The sequence below is a fragment of the Microbacterium sp. 13-71-7 genome (assembly GCF_002257455.1).
Taxonomy (GTDB): domain Bacteria; phylum Actinomycetota; class Actinomycetes; order Actinomycetales; family Microbacteriaceae; genus Microbacterium.
In genome coordinates this window covers 1-16,501 of the sequence record NZ_NCKN01000077.1, presented here as the reverse complement: position 1 = coordinate 16,501, position 16,501 = coordinate 1, and the positions used below count along the sequence as shown (strand labels likewise).

At 71.8% G+C, this 16,501-nt stretch carries 15 protein-coding genes; 6 read left to right on the top strand and 9 right to left on the bottom strand.

Features of this window, described 5'->3' with window-relative positions; genetic code table 11:
• A partial coding sequence (locus B7X32_RS09440; RefSeq protein WP_292718852.1) for an aminotransferase class III-fold pyridoxal phosphate-dependent enzyme occupies positions 1-1,206 on the top strand: 1,206 nt, incomplete at its 5' end.
• Between the two features lie 146 nt (positions 1,207-1,352).
• On the opposite strand, the gene B7X32_RS09435 is transcribed toward B7X32_RS09440, so the two are convergent.
• From B7X32_RS09435 to B7X32_RS09410, 6 genes are all read right to left on the bottom strand, one after another.
• Positions 1,353-1,976, bottom strand: a complete 624-nt coding sequence (locus B7X32_RS09435; protein WP_292718850.1) for a histidine phosphatase family protein — start codon at positions 1,974-1,976, stop codon at positions 1,353-1,355.
• Between the two features lie 61 nt (positions 1,977-2,037).
• Positions 2,038-3,723, bottom strand: coding sequence for an ABC transporter ATP-binding protein (locus B7X32_RS09430; RefSeq protein ID WP_292718848.1), 1,686 nt, complete (start codon positions 3,721-3,723; stop codon positions 2,038-2,040).
• Entirely contained in the window at positions 3,720-4,586 is an 867-nt protein-coding gene (locus B7X32_RS09425) for an ABC transporter permease (protein ID WP_292718846.1), read from the bottom strand. Before B7X32_RS09425 ends, B7X32_RS09430 begins: the two co-directional genes overlap by 4 nt.
• Positions 4,583-5,539 carry an ABC transporter permease gene (locus tag B7X32_RS09420; protein ID WP_292718843.1) on the bottom strand — a complete coding sequence of 319 codons (957 nt, stop codon included), beginning with the start codon at positions 5,537-5,539 and terminating at the stop codon, positions 4,583-4,585. Before B7X32_RS09420 ends, B7X32_RS09425 begins: the two co-directional genes overlap by 4 nt.
• A gap of 67 nt (positions 5,540-5,606) precedes the next feature.
• Complete coding sequence (locus tag B7X32_RS09415) at positions 5,607-7,274, bottom strand: ABC transporter substrate-binding protein (protein WP_292718841.1); 1,668 nt, start codon at positions 7,272-7,274, stop codon at positions 5,607-5,609.
• Positions 7,271-9,007, bottom strand: coding sequence for an amidohydrolase (locus tag B7X32_RS09410; RefSeq protein WP_292718839.1), 1,737 nt, complete (start codon positions 9,005-9,007; stop codon positions 7,271-7,273). The genes B7X32_RS09415 and B7X32_RS09410 overlap by 4 nt, the downstream gene beginning before the upstream one ends.
• A 139-nt stretch (positions 9,008-9,146) precedes the next feature.
• Between B7X32_RS09410 and B7X32_RS09405 the strand changes: the two genes are divergently transcribed.
• The 4 genes from B7X32_RS09405 to B7X32_RS09390 all read left to right on the top strand — a co-directional run bounded on the left by B7X32_RS09405 (position 9,147) and on the right by B7X32_RS09390 (position 12,444).
• Positions 9,147-9,833 carry a helix-turn-helix domain-containing protein gene (locus B7X32_RS09405; protein ID WP_292718837.1) on the top strand — a complete coding sequence of 229 codons (687 nt, stop codon included), beginning with the start codon at positions 9,147-9,149 and terminating at the stop codon, positions 9,831-9,833.
• Between the two features lie 258 nt (positions 9,834-10,091).
• Positions 10,092-11,483: an FAD-dependent monooxygenase gene (locus B7X32_RS09400; protein ID WP_292718835.1), complete on the top strand. Its 1,392-nt coding sequence runs from the start codon at positions 10,092-10,094 to the stop codon at positions 11,481-11,483.
• Positions 11,484-11,509: 26 nt separating this feature from the next.
• The gene (locus tag B7X32_RS09395; protein WP_292718834.1) at positions 11,510-11,974 is read left to right on the top strand and encodes a MarR family transcriptional regulator; all 465 of its coding nucleotides are present in this window, start codon (positions 11,510-11,512) and stop codon (positions 11,972-11,974) included.
• Positions 11,971-12,444, top strand: a complete 474-nt coding sequence (locus B7X32_RS09390; RefSeq protein WP_292718833.1) for a DUF3237 domain-containing protein — start codon at positions 11,971-11,973, stop codon at positions 12,442-12,444. The genes B7X32_RS09395 and B7X32_RS09390 overlap by 4 nt, the downstream gene beginning before the upstream one ends.
• A gap of 28 nt (positions 12,445-12,472) precedes the next feature.
• On the opposite strand, the gene B7X32_RS09385 is transcribed toward B7X32_RS09390, so the two are convergent.
• Together B7X32_RS09385 and B7X32_RS09380 are read right to left on the bottom strand one after the other, a co-directional pair.
• Positions 12,473-12,883, bottom strand: a complete 411-nt coding sequence (locus B7X32_RS09385) for an arsenate reductase ArsC (protein ID WP_292718831.1) — start codon at positions 12,881-12,883, stop codon at positions 12,473-12,475.
• Between the two features lie 22 nt (positions 12,884-12,905).
• Positions 12,906-14,204, bottom strand: coding sequence for an FAD-dependent oxidoreductase (locus B7X32_RS09380; RefSeq protein ID WP_292718829.1), 1,299 nt, complete (start codon positions 14,202-14,204; stop codon positions 12,906-12,908).
• Between the two features lie 100 nt (positions 14,205-14,304).
• Here B7X32_RS09380 and B7X32_RS09375 point away from each other — a divergent pair, with 100 nt between their 5' ends.
• Positions 14,305-14,649, top strand: a complete 345-nt coding sequence (locus B7X32_RS09375; protein ID WP_292718827.1) for a metalloregulator ArsR/SmtB family transcription factor — start codon at positions 14,305-14,307, stop codon at positions 14,647-14,649.
• A gap of 278 nt (positions 14,650-14,927) precedes the next feature.
• Here B7X32_RS09375 and B7X32_RS09370 read toward each other — a convergent pair whose 3' ends face one another.
• A complete protein-coding gene (locus B7X32_RS09370; protein WP_292718825.1) occupies positions 14,928-16,427 on the bottom strand; it encodes an HNH endonuclease signature motif containing protein in 1,500 nt (499 codons plus the stop codon).
• Positions 16,428-16,501 lie beyond the last annotated feature (74 nt).

The following is a 16,501-nucleotide window of genomic DNA, read 5'->3' as shown; positions in this document are numbered from 1 at the left end:
GCCTACCTCGACTTCTCGAGCCAGCTGGTGAACCTCAACCTGGGCCACCAGCAGCCCGATCTCGTCGCCGCGATCCAGCAGCAGGCGGGTCGCCTGGCGACGATCCAGCCGTCGATCGCGAACGACGTGCGCGGCGAGCTGGCCCGGCTCATCGCCGAGGTCGCCCCCGAGGGCATGGAGAAGGTGTTCTTCACGAACGGCGGCGCCGACGCGAACGAGTACGCGGTGCGCATGGCGCGCACCGCGACCGGGCGCCGCAAGGTGCTGTCGATGTACCGCAGCTACCACGGCTCCACGGCGACGGCGATCTCGCTGACCGGCGACCCGCGGCGCTGGGCGAACGACTCCGTCGACAACGGCACGGTGCGGTTCTTCGGGCCCTACCTGTACCGCACCGCGTTCCATTCGACGACGCTCGCCGAGGAGTCGCAGCGCGCGCTCGAGCACCTCGAGCAGACGATCCAGCTCGAGGGGCCGAGCACGATCGCCGCGATCATCATCGAGACAGTCGTGGGGACCAATGGCGTGCTCGTGCCGCCGCCCGGCTACCTGCAGGGCGTGCGCGACCTGTGCGACCGGTACGGCATCGTGTACATCGCGGACGAGGTCATGGTCGGCTTCGGCCGTCTCGGCGAGTGGTTCGGCATCGACGCGTTCGACGCGAAGCCCGACCTCATCACCTTCGCGAAGGGCGTGAACTCGGGCTACGTGCCGCTGGGCGGCGTCGTGATCTCCGACCGGATCGCGGCGGCGTTCGACAATGTCTCCTTCGCGGGCGGGCTCACCTACTCAGGTCACCCGCTGGCCTGCGCGGCCGGCGTCGCCACCTTCGAGGTGTTCCGCCGCGACGGGATCCTGGAGCGCGTGCGCGACCTCGGATCCCGGGTCGTGCAGCCCACGCTCGAGGCCTGGGCCGAGAAGCACCCGAGCGTCGGCGAGGTGCGCGGACAGGGCCTGTTCTGGGCCGTGGAGCTCGTGCGCTCGAAGGAGACGCGCGAGCCGCTCGTGCCGTTCAATGCGGCAGGGGCCGACGCGGCGCCGATGGGCGCGTTCGCCGCAGCCGCGAAGAAGGGCGGCGTCTGGCCGTTCACGCACTTCAACCGCATGCACGTCGCGCCGCCCCTGGTGATCAGCGAGGACGAGCTGGTCCGCGGCCTCGCGGTGCTCGACGAGGCCCTCGACGTCGCCGACTCCTACGCCGACTGAGCCGCCGGTCCGCCGGCTCCACGGATCCCGTCCCCTCGTGGGGGCGGGATCCGTGGCGTTCAGGTCGCAGAATCCGTCGCTCAGACGTGGTCGCAGCGACCTTTTCTGCGACCTGAACCGGGGGAGGGCGGCGGATCCGCCCGCCGTCAGACCGCGACGGGATCCGGATCCGCGACGCGGTCGATCAGCCAGCCGTCGTCGACGCGGTGCACCGTGGAGACCGACAGGTTCTCGGGGCCGGCGGTGAGGTGCTCGAGGTCGGCGCCGAGGCCGTGCAGCAGGGTCAGGATCGTGATGCCGCTGGTCACCACGAGGATCTCGGATCCGGCGCGTGCGACGTCGTGCAGCGCCGCGGTCGCGCGTCGGGCGACGTCCGCGGGGGCCTCGGCGAGCGGATCCTCCGCGGCGAGGGCCTCCAGCGTCGCGAAGAAGGGGTTGTCGGCCGCCAGGTGCGCGTGCATGAGCCGCACGAACTTGCGGGCGCGCACCGCCTCGAGCCGCCCGAAGCAGAGCTCTCGCCAGCGCGGATCCGACTGCGCCTGCAGGTCGGATCCGGCCGCGTCGAGCAGGCGCGCCGCGGTCTCGCGGTGCCGGATGCCGTCACCCGAGAACGCGGCGTCGAACCGGATCCCGGCGGCGGCGAGGTCGAGCCCGCGTGCGGTCGCCTGCTCGCGGCCGAGCGCGGTGAGCGGCGCATCGGACCAGCCCTGCATCCGCTCCGCCTCGTTCAGCATGCTCTGCCCGTGCCGCACCACCCAGATCCGCGTCATGGATTCAGCCTAGGCAGGTGCGGGTGTGCGGGCGCAGGGAGGTCGCAGGTCCTGTCCGCGCTCAGACCGGCACCGGCACGGAGTCCAGCAGCAGGCGGGTGTACTCGTGCTGCGGGTTCGTGAGGAGCTCGGCCGTCGCGCCGCGCTCCACGATCTCGCCGCGGCGCATCACGAGGGTCTGCTCGCAGACCCTGCGCACCACGGCCAGGTCGTGGCTGATGAACAGCAGGGTCAGGCCCTGGCGGCGGCGGATGTCGGCGACCAGGTCCAGCACCTGCGCCTGCACCGAGACGTCCAGGGCGCTGGTCGCCTCGTCCATCACGAGCAGATCCGGCTCGATCGCGAGCGCTCGGGCGATCGCGACGCGCTGACGCTGCCCGCCCGAGAGCGTCTTCGGCCGCGCCGCCGCGTGCTCCTCGCCCAGCCCGACCGCCGTCAGCAGCTCGAGCGCGCGGACGTTCGCCGCGGTCTTGTCGAGTCCCGCGTGCAGTCGGAGCACGTCCGCGACCGCCCGTCCCGCGGGGATCCGCGGATCCAGGGACAGGTACGGATCCTGGAACACCATCTGCACGCTCTTCGCGCGGGCGAGGCGCTCCTCGCGCCCCTTCGGCACGCCGCCGGCATCGCGTCCGCCGATCCGGATCGTGCCGGTGTCGACCTGCTCCAGCCCGACGATCATGCGGGCGAGCGTGGACTTCCCGGATCCGGACTCGCCCACGACCGCGAGCGCGCCGCCCGTCGGGATCCGAAGCGTGGCGTCGGCGACCGCGTGCACTTCGCCCCGCCCGCGCACCCGGTACGTCTTCGAGACCCCGCTGACCTCGACGTCCCGCCCCTCTGACCGCGAGACTCCATCTCCGCGACGAGACTGCGGTTCCAGAGCGCTGTCTCGTCGCCCAGTTGCAGTCTCGCGGTCAGAGAGCGCGGCGACGTCGCCGGTGAGGCGGGGGGTCGCGGCGACGAGGCGGCGGGTGTACTCGGCCTGCGGGGCGCGCAGCACGTCGAGGGCGGGGCCCTCCTCGACCACGGCGCCGTCCTTCATGACGACAAGCCGGTCGCACAGGGATCCGGCGAGGTTGAGGTCGTGCGTGATGAACAGCATGCCCATGCCGCGTTCGGCGCAGAGCTCGCGCAGCACCTGCACGATCTCGGCCTGCGTCGTCACGTCGAGGGCCGTGGTGGGCTCGTCGCAGACGAGCAGGCGGGGCGAGGTCGTCAGGGCGCCGGCGATCATGACGCGCTGCAGCATGCCGCCGCTCAGCTCGTGCGGATGCTGGTCGAGGTGCTCAGCGGGGGAGGGGAGCCGCACGTCCGCGAGCAGCTCGGCGGCGCGAGCCCTGGCACGGGACCTGCTCCACCCCTCGTTCAGCCGCAGCGCCTCGGTGAGGTGGTCGCCGATCGTGCGCATCGGGTTGATGCCGGCCCTCGGGTCCTGGAACACCATCGCGGCGTCGGCGCGACGGATGCTCCGCAGCGTCGCGGGGGCGAGCGGCGAGCGGCCGTCCACCGAGACGGATCCGCCGATCTCGGCCCGGTCGGGAGTGAGGCCCAGCACGGTGCGCGCGGTGAGCGACTTGCCGGATCCGGACTCGCCGACGAGACCCACGGTCTCGCCGGGTGCGACGGACAGCGTGATCCCGTGCAGCAGGCGGGTGCCGTCGGCGAGGTCGAGCGTGAGCTCGCGGATGTCGAGGAGCGCGGTCGCGGTCGCCGCCGCGGACGTGTCGATGAGCGTGGATCCGGTCATGCGGGGATCTCCCCTCCGATGCGGTCGGAGAGATCCTCGCCGACGATGTTGACGGCGACCACCACGAGCACCACCACGATGGCGGGCGCGATCGCCGGGAGGAACTGCCCGGCGGCGATGCCGGCCTGGGCCTCGTTGATCATCGCGCCCCAGTCCGCAGTGGGCGCCTGCACCCCGAGGCCGAGGAACGACAGCCCCGCCAGCTCGGCGAGCACGTAGCCGAAGTTCAGCGTCGACTGCGCGCCCACGATCGGCGCGACGTTCGGCAGCACCCTGCGCTGCGCGATCCACGCGCCGCCGAAGCCCTGCACGCGGTACGCCGCGACATACGGGCGGGTGCGCTCCGCCGCCACGAGCGACCGGGTCAGCCGCGCCACGAACGGCGCGTACGAGATGCTCATCGCGATCACCGGCGCGACCAGGCCCTTGCCGAACAGGGCGACGGCCATCATCGCGATGAGCAGCGACGGGAAGGCGAACAGCACGTCGAAGATGCGGCCGAGCACGGCGTCGACCCAGCCCCCGCGCCAGCCGGCGATCAGGCCCAGCAGGATTCCGAGGACCGTGGAGAACACGACGACGAGCAGCGGGCCGAGCAGGGCCGTGCGCCCGCCCCAGATGATCCGGCTGAGCAGATCCCGGCCCAGCGAGTCGGTGCCGAGCAGGTGCGCGGCCGACGGCGGGGCGTAGAACGCGGTGAAGTCCACCGCGTCGGGATCGTACGGCGAGACCCAGGGGGCGAGGATCGCGGCGAGCGTCACGATCACGAGCACCACGATGCTCGTGATCACGATGCCGCGTCCGCGCATCTTCTTCGGCATGCGCAGCACGCGCACGGCGAGGGTGGGGGCTGAGGAGGTCATCGTGCTCCTGCTCCGGCAGCGGATCGGGGGTCGATCCAGGGTTCGAGGATGTCGATGATCGCGTTCACCAGGACGAACGCGGTGACCACGAGCAGGACGATCGCCTGCACGACGGGGAAGTCGAGCCGGTCGACGGAGCCGACCAGCAGGGATCCGATCCCGGAGAGCCCGAAGGCCTGCTCCACGATCGAGCTCGCGACGATGAGGCCGGCCACGAGCGGGCCCGACACGGTGAGGATCGGTCCGAGCGCATTGCGCAGCACGTGCCGCCGCACCACGGCGATCCGCGGGATGCCGCGCGAGACGGCGACCTCGACGTGCTCCCGGTTCAGCTGTTCGACCATCGCGGAACGGGTGACCTTGCCGACCAGCACGATGAAGACGATCGCGAGGGCGATCGACGGCAGCACCAGGTGGAACGCGGTGTCCCCGAATCCGGATCCGGATCCGAAGGACGGGAACCAGCCCAGCTGCACGGAGAAGATCGCGATGAGCACGATGGATCCGACGAACGACGGGATCGCGCCGAGCACGGTGAGGCCGATGAGGATGCCGCGGTCCGCCGCGCGCCCCTTGTTCAGGGCCGCGACCGCACCGCCGACGAGGCCGACGACCGCGATGATCGCCCCGGCCATCACGACCAGCATGAGGGTGACCGGCAGGCGATCGCCGAGCACGGTCGTGACATCCTGGCGGAACTGCAGCGAGCGGCCGAAGTCGCCGTGCAGGACGCCTCCGATCCAGCGCAGGTACTGCTCCCATGGCGGCAGGTCGAGGCCGTACTGCGCGGTGACCTCGACGATCGCCTCCGGCGAGGGCTTGCGCCCGCGCAGGAGGAACCGGATCGGGTCGCCCGGCACGAGGAACCGGGAGAAGAAGACGAGGAGCGAGGCGAGGAAGAGGGTGAGCAGAAGCCCACCCAGCTTCCCCGCGACGCGACGGACGGTGCTCATCGGATCGGTGCTGTCCTGTTCTCGGTGTCGTGCCTGTTCCCGGCGCTGCGCTCGGCGTGTGACCGACTCATCGCTTGCCGATCTGGGCGGCCCACGGGTAGTACAGGAACGCCATCGACGGCTGCAGTCCCGTGATGCGCTTGCCCAGGAACAGCGGCAGCGGGCCCGCGGCGAGCGGCAGCCAGGGCAGCTCCTCGTTCGCGATCTGCTGCGCCTTGGCGGTGAGCGCGCTGCGCTCGGCCGGGTCGAACGTGCCGACGGCCTTGTTGACGGTGTCGTCGAAGGTCTTGTCGCTCCAGCCGCCGTAGTTGCTGAAGTCCCCCGTGCGCAGGACGCCGTACATCTCGAGGGCGTCAGGGCTGGAGAGGTACCAGACCGTGTAGAACAGGTCCACGCCCTCCCTGGCGCTCGGGTCGCTGAACAGCGCGGTGTACTGCGCGGGGGTGACCGTCTTGATGGTCAGCTTCAGGCCGATCGACTGCGCGGCCGCGAGGGTGGCCTGCGAGACGACGGAGAAGTCGTTGCCGATCGGGGCCGTCACGTAGACGAGCTCCTTGCCGGTGGCGCCGGCCTCCTCGACGAGCTTCTTCGCCTTCGCGATGTCCTGCTGGTAGTGCGTGACGTCGTCGAACGCGGTCTTGGTCGCGGCGTCGGAGGCGGATCCCCAGACCAGCTTCGTCGTCAGCACGTCGCTGACGTCGCCGATGTTCTGCGAGGCGGCCTTGAGGATGCCCTTGCGGTCGAGCGCCAGCATGAGCGCCTGGCGCACGCGCTTGTCGCCGAGCGTGCCCTTCATGTTGCTCACGACGAGGTTGCTCGTGGCGCTCGACGGCGCGTACAGGACGTCGCCCTTGCCGGAGGCCTGCAGCTGCGATGCGGCCTCGAGCGGGATCATCCAGGATCCGTCGACGCTGCCCGACTTCAGCGCGTTCACGCGGGCGGTGGCGTCCGGGATGATCGCGAACGTCATGGTCGCGGACTTGGCCCGCAGATCCTTGTCCCAGTAGCCGTCGTAGCGGGTCAGGGTGAGGGACTCGCCCGACTTCCACTGCTGGAGCTGGAACGGGCCCGTGCAGTTCACCCCGCCGGTCGAGTTGCCGTAGTCCTTGCCCTTCGCGGCGAGTGTGGCGGCCGATTCGATGACGCCGGCGGATCCGCCCATCCCCAGGTTGAACTGGGAGTCGGGGATCTTCGTCTTGACCGTGACCTCCATCGGCCCGGTCTGCGTGATCGAGTCGACGTTCTGATAGACGGAGAACCAGGCGGATCCGACCGAGGGATCCATGATCCGCTGCATCGAGGCGACCGCGTCGGCGGCGGTCAGCGGGGTGCCGTCGTGGAAGGTCACGCCGTCGCGGAGCTCGTACACCCAGGTGAGCGGGTCGGGGTTCGAGAACGAGCTCGCGAGCCCTGGGCTCAGCGTGTAGTCGGGGTTCAGCCGCAGCAGCGACTCGCACACGTTGGCGAGGACCTGGTTGTCGGGGTAGTCGAACGCGTAGGCGTAGTCGAGTGTGGCGGGCTCCGCGTACAGCGCGAAGGAGTAGGAGTCGAGGTCGCCGGTGGCGGCGGCGGTCTTCGTGGTCAGCTTCCAGTCGGATCCGGCGGATCCGGTGGAGGTGCCGTTCGCGCTGCCGGAGCAGGCGGTCAGGGAGGTCGCGGCGATCAGGACCGCGATCCCCAGTGCTGCGGCGGTATGGCGGCGGGTGGCGGAGCGGGCAGGGCGGGTTCGGGTCATGACGGCTCTCCTTCGAGCTCGGTGCGGGTGGTGCTCGGGGGTGCGGCCTCCGCGCCGGCGAGGGCGCTCTCGGCGGCGTACACGCGGCGTCCGTCGATCCAGGTCTGCACGACCCGGCTGCGGAAGATCTCCTCGACCGGCAGGTCGAACGGCGACGGATCCAGCACCACGAGGTCGGCGCGGAAGCCGGGTGCGATGCTGCCGGTGTCATGGTCGCGGTGGTTCACGTAGGCGGATCCCGAGGTGTACGCGGCCATCGCGGTCGCGAGGTCGAGGCGCTGGTGAGCGCCCGCCAGGGGTTGCCGATCGGATCCCGGGGTCGTGCGGTTGACGGCGATGTGGAGTGCGTCGACCGGGGAGGCGCTGGAGACGGGCCAGTCGCTGCCGGCGGCGAGGCGCACGCCCGCGCGCACGAAGTCGCCGAACGGGTACTGCCGCGCCTCCTGGCCTTCCTGCAGGAACGGGAGGGTGAGCTCGTCGAGCTGGTCCTCGTGCGTCGCCCAGAGGGCCTGGAGGTTGGCGATCGCGTCGAGCTCCGCGAAGCGCGGCACATCCTCCTCCGCCACGATCTGCAGGTGCGCGAGGTGGTGGCGGCCGTCCGTGGGGCCGTTCGCGTCGCGGGCATCCTGCAGCGCATCCAGTGCCTCGCGCACCGCGCGGTCGCCGAGCGCGTGCATGTGCACCTGCTGGCCCGCGGCGTCGAGCGCCGTGACGTACTCACGGAGGCGCTCGGGATCGATGAAGCTCAGCCCGTGGTTGTGCGTGTCGTGGCCGTGCGCGTCGCGGTAAGGCGTGAGCATCGCGGCGGTGTGGTTCTCCGCGACGCCGTCGACCATGATCTTGGTCGTGCCGAGCTCCAGACGCTCCGGGGATCCGAGGGCGGCGATGCGATGGCGCTGTGCGACCATGCGCTCGACCTGCTCGATGCCGCCGTCGCGCTCCCACCACTGCGCGCCCGTGACGTGCACCGTGAGCGTGCCCTCGGCGAGGGCCTGCTCGTAGGCCGTGAGCGGATCCGGGACCCCGATCGCGCTCGAGCCGACCATCGCGTCCTGCCAGCCGGTGATGCCGAGGGCGATGAGCTCCTCCTGGGCGCGGAGCAGTCCGCGGTAGCGCAGGTCCTCGCTGATCTCGGGGCGGACGTCCCGGAACAGCTCGCCGGCGCCCTCGTGGAACGTGCCGGCGGGGTGGCCGTCGGCCTCGCGGATGATCACGCCGTCGGCCGGGTCTGCGGTCTCGCTCGTGACCCCGGCGCGCACGATCGCCTCGGTCGAGGCCCAGATGCTGTGGTGGTCGCGGCTGGCGAGCAGCACGGGACGCCCGGGGGCTGCGGCGTCGAGCAGGTCGCGGGTCGGGTTGCCTCCGGGGAAGCTGTCCATCGACCAGCCGCCGCCGAGGATCCACTCCTCCCCGGGGTTCGCGTCGGCGTAGGCGCGCACCGCGGCGACCGCCTCCTCGGCGCTCTCGGTGCCGCTGAGGTCGCACTGCAGCAGCTCCACGCCACCGCCGACGGCGTGGATGTGGGCGTCCTGGAAGCCGGGGCTCAGCAGGGCGCCGCGCAGGTCGACGAGCTCGACGGATCCGTCGGTCTCTGCGCCGAGGATCCCGGCCAGCTCGGACTCGGGAACGATCCGGTCGATGCGCTCGTCACGCACGATGACGGCCTGGCCGAGCAGGGGGGATCCGGATCCGGTGAACACCGATCCGCCGTGGAAGACGCGCGTCGTCATCATCCGCCTTTCGTCGTTGAAGCAGGGCCGAACGGCCGTGGGATGCGATAAAGCTAGCCAGAGTCAAGGGCGATGTCAACAGTGTTGACTAAAGCGATGACAGCGCGCGTGCGAGCGTGGCACGATAGAGGCAGGAGGGGATATGCCACCCACGAAGGCCCGCCGCGGCGGGGACGTCGACGATGCGGTGCCGATGCGCCCGCGTCTGGATCCGGGCGTGATCGTGTCCGCGGGGCTGGAGCTGGCGGCCTCGGGTGCGACGTCGATCTCGGTCCGCGAGCTCGGCACGCGTCTCGGCGCGGATCCGACCGCGATCTACCGGCACTTCCGCAGCAAGGACGACCTCATGCGGGCGCTGCTGGACGACCTCACGCTGCGCGCGGTGCGGAGCGTGGATCTGCCCGTCGAGGACTGGCGCGGGCGGTTGCGCGCTCTGGCTGGTGCCACGCTCGATCTCTACTCGCAGTACCCCGCGGTGGGTGCGGAGGCGACCACGCTGACCACGCACGGCCCCGGCGAGCTCGGCGCGATCGAGCTCATGCTCGAGGCGTTCACCACCGCCGGTCTCGGCGAGGCCGACGTCGTGCGCCACTATGCGCTGATGGCGTCGCACGTGCTGTCGACCGCGGCCGGCATCGCCCGGGCCAGGGCCGCCAGGGGCGGCGGCGACCTCGACGGGCCGTGGTTCGATGAGCCGCCGCTCGCGGATCCGCGCAGTCACCCCCGCCTCGCCGCGCACACCGTCGCGCTCGCCTCGCTGCGCGATCGGGAGCTGTTCTTCCTCGGGGTCGACCACGTCCTGGAGTCGGCGGAGCGCGCCGCCCGCTGACGATGTCGTCCGCAGATCCGCGCCGGTGGCGCCGATGGCGCCGATGACTTCGCCGGATCCGTTCCCGTCGCGATGGCTGTCGCCAAGTATCGCTCCCGTCGCAAAAGTTGCCGCTTTCCGGTTGCCAGAACGGCAGCTTCTGCGACGGGAACATCCGGGACTCCACCGCCACGGGCCGAGAAAGAGCCTTGCGCCGGGGATGATTTTGTGACAAAACTAGTTTCCGACGGCGAGGACGCCGGGGACAGGAGCGGATCGATGCGGATCGGAATCATCGGAGCGGGGATCGGCGGGCTCGCCACCGCGCTCAGCCTGGAGGCCGCGGGCTTCCGCGACATCACGGTGTACGAGCGGACCGACCGGATCCGCGGTCTGGGGGTCGGGCTCAACCTGCTCCCGCATGCGATCCGCGAGCTCACCGAGCTGGGCCTGCGCGACCGCGTCGAGGCGCTCGGCGTCGCTCCCGAGACGCTCGTCTACATGAACCGCTTCGGCCAGCACATCTGGAGCGAGCCCCGCGGACTCGCGGCCGGCTACCGCTGGCCGCAGCTCTCCGTGCACCGCGGGCGCCTGCAGCTCGCGCTGCGCGACGCGGTCGTGGAGCGGCTCGGCGACGTGATCCGGCTCGGCCATCGCCTCGTGGGCGTGCAGAGCGGGGGCGATGGATCCGAGACGGTCCGGTTCGCGACCGGTGATGGCGAGACCACCGCGGCGTACGACCTCGTGATCGGGGCGGACGGGATCCACTCCGCGCTGAGGGCGCTGCGCTATCCGGCCGAGGGCGCCCCGCCGTGGAGCGGGCTCACGTTGTGGCGCGGGGTGGCCGAGGCGCCGGTGCTCGTCGACGGGCGCACGATGATCATGGCGGGCGACGGCGAGCAGAAGTTCGTCGCCTACCCGCTGGGCGCCCCCGAGAACGGGCGTCAGCGGCTGAACTTCATCGCCGAGCAGCGTGGCACCGGTCCCTTCCAGAGCGTCAAGGACCGCGCGGACTGGAACCGCGCCGTGGATCCGGGGCCGATCGCCGAGCTCTTCGCGGACTGGAGGTTCGAGGGTCTGGACGTGCCCGCGATCATCGCGAACGCGGAGGAGATCCTGGAGTACCCGATGGTCGACCGCGATGCACTGCCGCAGTGGACCTTCGGGCGCACCACGCTCGTCGGCGACGCCGCGCATGCGATGTACCCGAACGGCTCGAACGGCGGATCCCAGGCCATCCTCGACGCGCGCACCCTCGCCTTCCATCTCGGCACCGCGGTGGCGGCGGGAGCCGACGGTACGGGAGCCGACGGTACGGGAGCCGACGGTACGGGAGCCGACGGTACGGGAGCCGACGGTACGGGCCCCGCCCACGGTACGGGCGCCGACGGCGCTACGGCCGAGGGTGCGGCGATCGACGCGGCGCTCGCGGCCTATGAGGACGCGCGCCGCCCGGCGATGACCGCGCTGCTGGCCGGGACCAGGGCGACGGGTCCGGAGCGGGTCATGCTGCTCGCGGCCGAGCGCGCCCCGCAGGGCTTCGCGCGCATCGACGATGTGATCCCCCGGAGCGAGCGCGAGGAGATCGCGAACGCCTACAAGCGCGCCGCGGGGTTCGCCCCGTCGATCCTCAACGAGCGCGCCTCGCTCAGCGTCGGGGATCCGGCGTGAGCGGCGGTTCGGGAACCAGGAGCATGATGGGCGACTCCGCCGGCGACGCCGAGGGCCGGCTCGCCGCGGTCATCTCCCCGCTGCGGCGCACGCTGCTCGCCGCGGCGCGCGAGCGCGGCGACCTGCCCGACATCCCGGACGCGCAGATCGAGGTCGTGCGCGCGCTGCTGCCGACCTCGGGCGGTGCGGAGCGCGGTCCGGCCGAGCTCGCCGAGGCGCTGCATCTGAACCGCTCCACGGTCAGCAACCTGCTCGGGGCGATGGAGGCGGACGGCCTCGTCGAGCGGCGCAGGGCCGAGGGCGACGGCCGCCGGGTGGTCGTCGTCCTGTCGGCTCGCGCGCTCGACCTCTTCGGCCGTTTCGACCAGGCCGCGGGTGAGCTCCTGCGGGATGCGCTGGAGACGCTGGATCCGGGCGATCGCGCGGCCGTGACCGCGGCGGTGCCTGCCCTGGAGAGGCTCGCCGCCGCGCTGCGAGGGGGAACGCGATGAGCGACCTGTTCGCGGAGCTCCCCGAGCCCGGTTTCGAGCCGGCGTTCGACGTCACGGTGCAGGTCGGTCCCCCTCGGGATCACGGCGTCACCTCGGCCGGGCGCCGACGCGTGGTGCCGATCCTCGGCGGGCGGATCACCGGATCCCTGGAGGCCGAGATCCTGCCCGGCGGATCCGACCGGCAGCTGATCGCGCCCGACGGCACCATCGGCATCGACGCTGAGTATTCGGCCGTCTCCGCCGCAGGGCCTCTCCTCATCCGCACGCGCGGGGTGCGCAGCGGATCGGCCGACGTCCTCGCGCGGCTCGGGCGCGGTGAGTCGGTGGCGCCGGGCGCGTACTACTTCCGGACGACCTTCGAGGTCGAGGCGTCGGCTCCCGAGCTCGCCGCGATGCAGCGCACGCTCTTCGTCGCCGTGTGCCGGCGCGACGGATCCCAGGTCCGCTACCGGGTGCACCGGGTCGTCTGAGGCGCCGACGGGCGCGGTCGGGACGGCCTCAGGCGGGCAGGAGCTCGCCGACGAGCTGCTGGATCCGCCGGCGGATCTCGTCGCGGATCGGGCGCACGGCGTCGATGCCCTGGCCGGCGGGATCGTCGAGCGTCCAGTCCTCGTAGCGCTTGCCGGGGAAGAACGGGCACTCGTCGCCGCAGCCCATCGTGATGACGACGTCGGAGTCCTGCACCGCTTCGGTGGTGAGGACCTTGGGCTGCTCGGCGGCGATGTCGATGCCGAGCTCGGCCATCGCTGCGACGGCGACGGGGTTGATCTGCTCGGCGGGCAGGGATCCGGCGGAGCGAACCTCGATGCGGTCGCCCGCGAGCTCGCGCAGGAAGCCCGCGGCCATCTGGGACCGGCCCGCGTTGTGCACGCAGACGAACAGCACGGCGGGGGTGGCTTCGGCGGTCATGCGACTCTCCTCGTTCTCCGGTTCAGCCTACGACGACCGGGCGCGCGCCGATCTGCAGGACGGGGGCGGCGCAGCAGCTTCCGCCGGCCGCGTCGAAGTCGCCGGATCCTCCGCACACGCCGGTGCTCGGGAGGGCGAGTTCGTTGCGGGCCGCGGCCTCGTGATCGCCGGCGAGGTGGGCGGCGACGCTGCGCACCTGCTCGTAGCCGGTGAGGGCGAGGAAGGTCGGCGCGCGGCCGTAGCTCTTCGCCCCGACGATGAAGAATCCGGGCTCGGGCTGCGCGAGTTCCCGTGCGCCGGTCGCGCCGACGGATCCGCACGAGTGGATGTTCGGGTCGATCTCCGCGGCGATGCCGGCCACCGCTTCGAGGGCGGGGTCGAGGTCGATCCGCAGCTCGGACAGGAAGGACGTGTCGGGGCGGAAGCCGGTGAGGGCGAAGACGTGGGCGATGCCGGGGATCTCGCGCCCGTCGCCGGCCACGACCGTGAGGGTGTCCGCGTCGGGGCGGAGCTCCGCCACGCGGAACCCGGTGACCACCTCGACGAGGCCCTTCTCCATCGCGCGCCGCGCGCGGACGCCGAGCGCGGCGCGCTGGGGCAGCCCGTCGCCGTCTCCACCGCCGAACGCCGAGCCCGCTCCGCTGCGCCGGAGCACCCAGGTGACCGCGGTCCCCGGTTCCGTGCGCGCCAGCTCGGTGAGCCGCAGCACGGCGTGCGCGGCGGAGTTGCCGGCGCCCACGACCAGCACGTGCTTCCCCGCGAGCGCCGACACGTCGTCGGGGATCCGGTAGGAGATCCGGTCGGCGGCCGTGCGCTCGCCGAGCGCAGGAAGGCCGTCGGCGCCGGCCGTGCCAGGGGTCGCCCAGGTGCCGGACGCGTCGAGGACGGCCCGTGCGCCGATGCGCCCCTCGCGTCCGTCCGCGTCCACGGTGTGCACGGCGAACGCGGCATCGCGGCGTCCGGAGTCGACGACCCGATCGCGCTCGGCTCGGGTGATGCCGGTCACCGTGGTGCCGGTGCGGACGCGGTCGCCCAGAGCTGCGGCGAGGGGTTCGAGGTAGAGGTCGATCCACTCGCGGCCGGTCGGATACCCCTCGGCGGGGGCGGCCCAGCCGCTGCGTTCGAGGAGGCGCTGCGCCGCGGCGTCGACGAGTTCCGGCCATCCCGAGAAGAGTCGCACGTGACCCCATTCCGCCACGGCGGCCGCCGCGCTCTCGCCGCGTTCCAGGACGATCACGTCCTGTCCGCGCTCGACGAGCTGGGCGGCGGCGGCCAGGCCCTGGGGGCCTGCGCCCACGACGACGACGGGCAGGTCGGACATCCGCACTCCTCGGATCGGGAACAGTCTCAGATTGAAAGACTTCAATACGACAACGGTCCATCATCTATCGACGAATGTCAATACGTGCGAGGATGGACGCATGACGCTCCCCGTGACCATCGTCGCTGACGAGGCCTGCTGCGCCACCGGCCGCGAGCCTCGGGTCGGCGGCGAGGAGGCCGAGCGGATCGCGCGCGTGTTCAAGGCGCTGGGGGATCCGACGCGCGTGAAGCTGCTCTCCCTGATCGGCGCCGGCGAGGGGGGCGAGGCGTGCATCTGCGATCTCACCGAGCCGGTCGGGCTGTCCCAGGGCACGGTCTCGCATCACATGAAGCTGCTCGCCGAGGCCGGCCTCGTCACGCGTGAGCAGCGTGGCAAGTGGGCGTACTTCGCGATCGCCGACGGTGCGCTGGACGCGGCCGCCGCCTCGCTCCGGACGCTCTGACCGCGCTAGGGATGCCCTGACGCGTTCGGGGCGCGCCGGCCGGTTCGGGATACTGATCTGTTCGGCACGCCCCAGCCGTGCTCGGGTGCTCTGACGCGTTCGGGAGTTCCGGTCGGGTTCGGGATGCTCCGGCCGGGTTCGGGATGCCAGCCCTCGAGTACTCGGGGCGCAGGCCTGGCTGCGCTCGAGGATCTTCCGACTGCGCTCAGGCCGCCAGCACGCGAGGACTCTGGCGTGCAGGTCTGGCTGAGTGCTTGTCCGCGAGCGGGATCTCCGCGTCAGAATTCCGGGGGTTCGGGATCCGGGGGTGGATCCGGATCTTCGATCGTGAACGTGACGGGTGCGGGTGGCCGGTCGGTGTAGCTCGCTCCCGCGGGGCTGGTCCATTCCAGGACCCCGGCACCGCGTTGTGTCACTGTCCAGGCGGTCTGGTGTTTGAGGACGTGGTGGCGTCGGCAGAGCCCGCCGAGGTTGCCTTCTTCGGTGGCGCCGCCGTAGGCGGCGTCGATGGTGTGGTCGATGTCTTGGGTGCGGGGTGGGAGTGCGCAGGCCGGGAACCGGCATCGGGAGTCTCGGGCGTGTAGGAGGCGGCGCAGGTCTGCGTTGGGTCGGTAGTGGTCGACTGCGAGGATCGCCCCGGTGATTGGGTGGGTGAGCACCCGCTCCCAGGCGGTGCTCCCGCCGGCGAGGATCCGGGCGGTGTGCGTGTCGATGGGTTGCCCGCCGGCGAGTTCGCCGGGTTGTTCGGTGCGGACACCGAACGCGGTGCCGGATCCCACGCGCGACCCGCGTCCATCGGCAGCATCGGCGGTGCCGGATCCGGCCGGCGACCCGGATCCATCGACAGCGTCGGCAGTGCCGTCGGCCGCTTCGGTGGCGTCTGCGGTGAGGAGGGTGAGGACCGGGACGGTGACTTCGACTCGCGCCTGGATCGCGGACAGCAGTCCGGCCGCGGTGTCGTGCCCGGACGCGACCCCGGTGAGCAGGGTGTCCGCGCAGAGGTCGGCGCGCAGTTGATCCATGGCGCGGTGGTCGTTCGCATCGCCGAGCCCGTCCACCTCGGAGGATCCGGCTTCGTCTTTCGCGGCCTGCGCGTTCGCAAGAGCGACGGCGCGTCCCTGTTGGGTGAGCCGGTCGTAGATCCCGTCGATGATCGCGGCGGAGTGGATCAGCCCGAGGGCCTTCTGCCCGTCGCCGAGGTCTTCCCGCCACACCCGCCGGTGCGCTTGCGCGTCCCGGTGCCGGTCGGTGAGACTCCGCGGGGCGAGCCGTTCGGCGACCCGGTCGACGATCCGCTTCGCCCGATGCGGGGTCTCACCCGCACACGCCTCGACCGCGATCTGCTCGAACTCGGCCCGCACCGTGTCGTTGTCGAGGCGGGCGCCGGCGTCTTGGATCACGCGGACGTGGGCGGCGTTGATCCGCGCCTGCGTGAACGCCCGCATGACCTCCGGGAACTTCGTCATCAGATCCGCGGCCCGCGCCATCCGGGCCTGCACCACCCGATCCGACATGCGCAGCACCCCGGCCAACTCCGCCGCCACGCTGCGTGCGGCGATCTCCACCGCCTCGCCCCGCGCGGATCCGCCACCGGCGTCCCGGGCGGCCAACTCCTCGGCGACACGCTGCGCGGCCGCGAGCTGCGCGTCCCGCAACGCCTGGCACCGGATGATCGACGCCTCAGCGGCGGCCAGGCCTTCCCGCAGCACGCGCAGCACCGTGACCGGATCCACCGGGTCGACCCCGGGATCCAGAACCGCACCCGCCGTGTTCGTCATGACCCAAGTCAACACCGGGCCACCGACATTCCCACCCCGAAAAGCGACCCCTCAACAGGGAAAACATCACGAAC

Excerpts from the sequence above, each read along its gene's own strand:
- B7X32_RS09385 (WP_292718831.1), bottom strand. The coding sequence starts at position 12,883 with ATGACCGCCGAAGCCACCCCCGCCGTGCTGTTCGTCTGCGTGCACAAC.
- B7X32_RS09395 (WP_292718834.1), top strand. The coding sequence starts at position 11,510 with ATGGGCGACTCCGCCGGCGACGCCGAGGGCCGGCTCGCCGCGGTCATC.
- B7X32_RS09410 (WP_292718839.1), bottom strand. The coding sequence starts at position 9,007 with ATGATGACGACGCGCGTCTTCCACGGCGGATCGGTGTTCACCGGATCC.
- B7X32_RS09425 (WP_292718846.1), bottom strand. The coding sequence starts at position 4,586 with ATGACCTCCTCAGCCCCCACCCTCGCCGTGCGCGTGCTGCGCATGCCG.
- B7X32_RS09435 (WP_292718850.1), bottom strand. The coding sequence starts at position 1,976 with ATGACGCGGATCTGGGTGGTGCGGCACGGGCAGAGCATGCTGAACGAG.
- B7X32_RS09380 (WP_292718829.1), bottom strand. The coding sequence starts at position 14,204 with ATGTCCGACCTGCCCGTCGTCGTCGTGGGCGCAGGCCCCCAGGGCCTG.
- B7X32_RS09420 (WP_292718843.1), bottom strand. The coding sequence starts at position 5,539 with ATGAGCACCGTCCGTCGCGTCGCGGGGAAGCTGGGTGGGCTTCTGCTC.
- B7X32_RS09415 (WP_292718841.1), bottom strand. The coding sequence starts at position 7,274 with ATGACCCGAACCCGCCCTGCCCGCTCCGCCACCCGCCGCCATACCGCC.
- B7X32_RS09430 (WP_292718848.1), bottom strand. The coding sequence starts at position 3,723 with ATGACCGGATCCACGCTCATCGACACGTCCGCGGCGGCGACCGCGACC.
- B7X32_RS09400 (WP_292718835.1), top strand. The coding sequence starts at position 10,092 with ATGCGGATCGGAATCATCGGAGCGGGGATCGGCGGGCTCGCCACCGCG.
- B7X32_RS09390 (WP_292718833.1), top strand. The coding sequence starts at position 11,971 with ATGAGCGACCTGTTCGCGGAGCTCCCCGAGCCCGGTTTCGAGCCGGCG.
- B7X32_RS09375 (WP_292718827.1), top strand. The coding sequence starts at position 14,305 with ATGACGCTCCCCGTGACCATCGTCGCTGACGAGGCCTGCTGCGCCACC.
- B7X32_RS09370 (WP_292718825.1), bottom strand. The coding sequence starts at position 16,427 with ATGACGAACACGGCGGGTGCGGTTCTGGATCCCGGGGTCGACCCGGTG.
- B7X32_RS09405 (WP_292718837.1), top strand. The coding sequence starts at position 9,147 with ATGCCACCCACGAAGGCCCGCCGCGGCGGGGACGTCGACGATGCGGTG.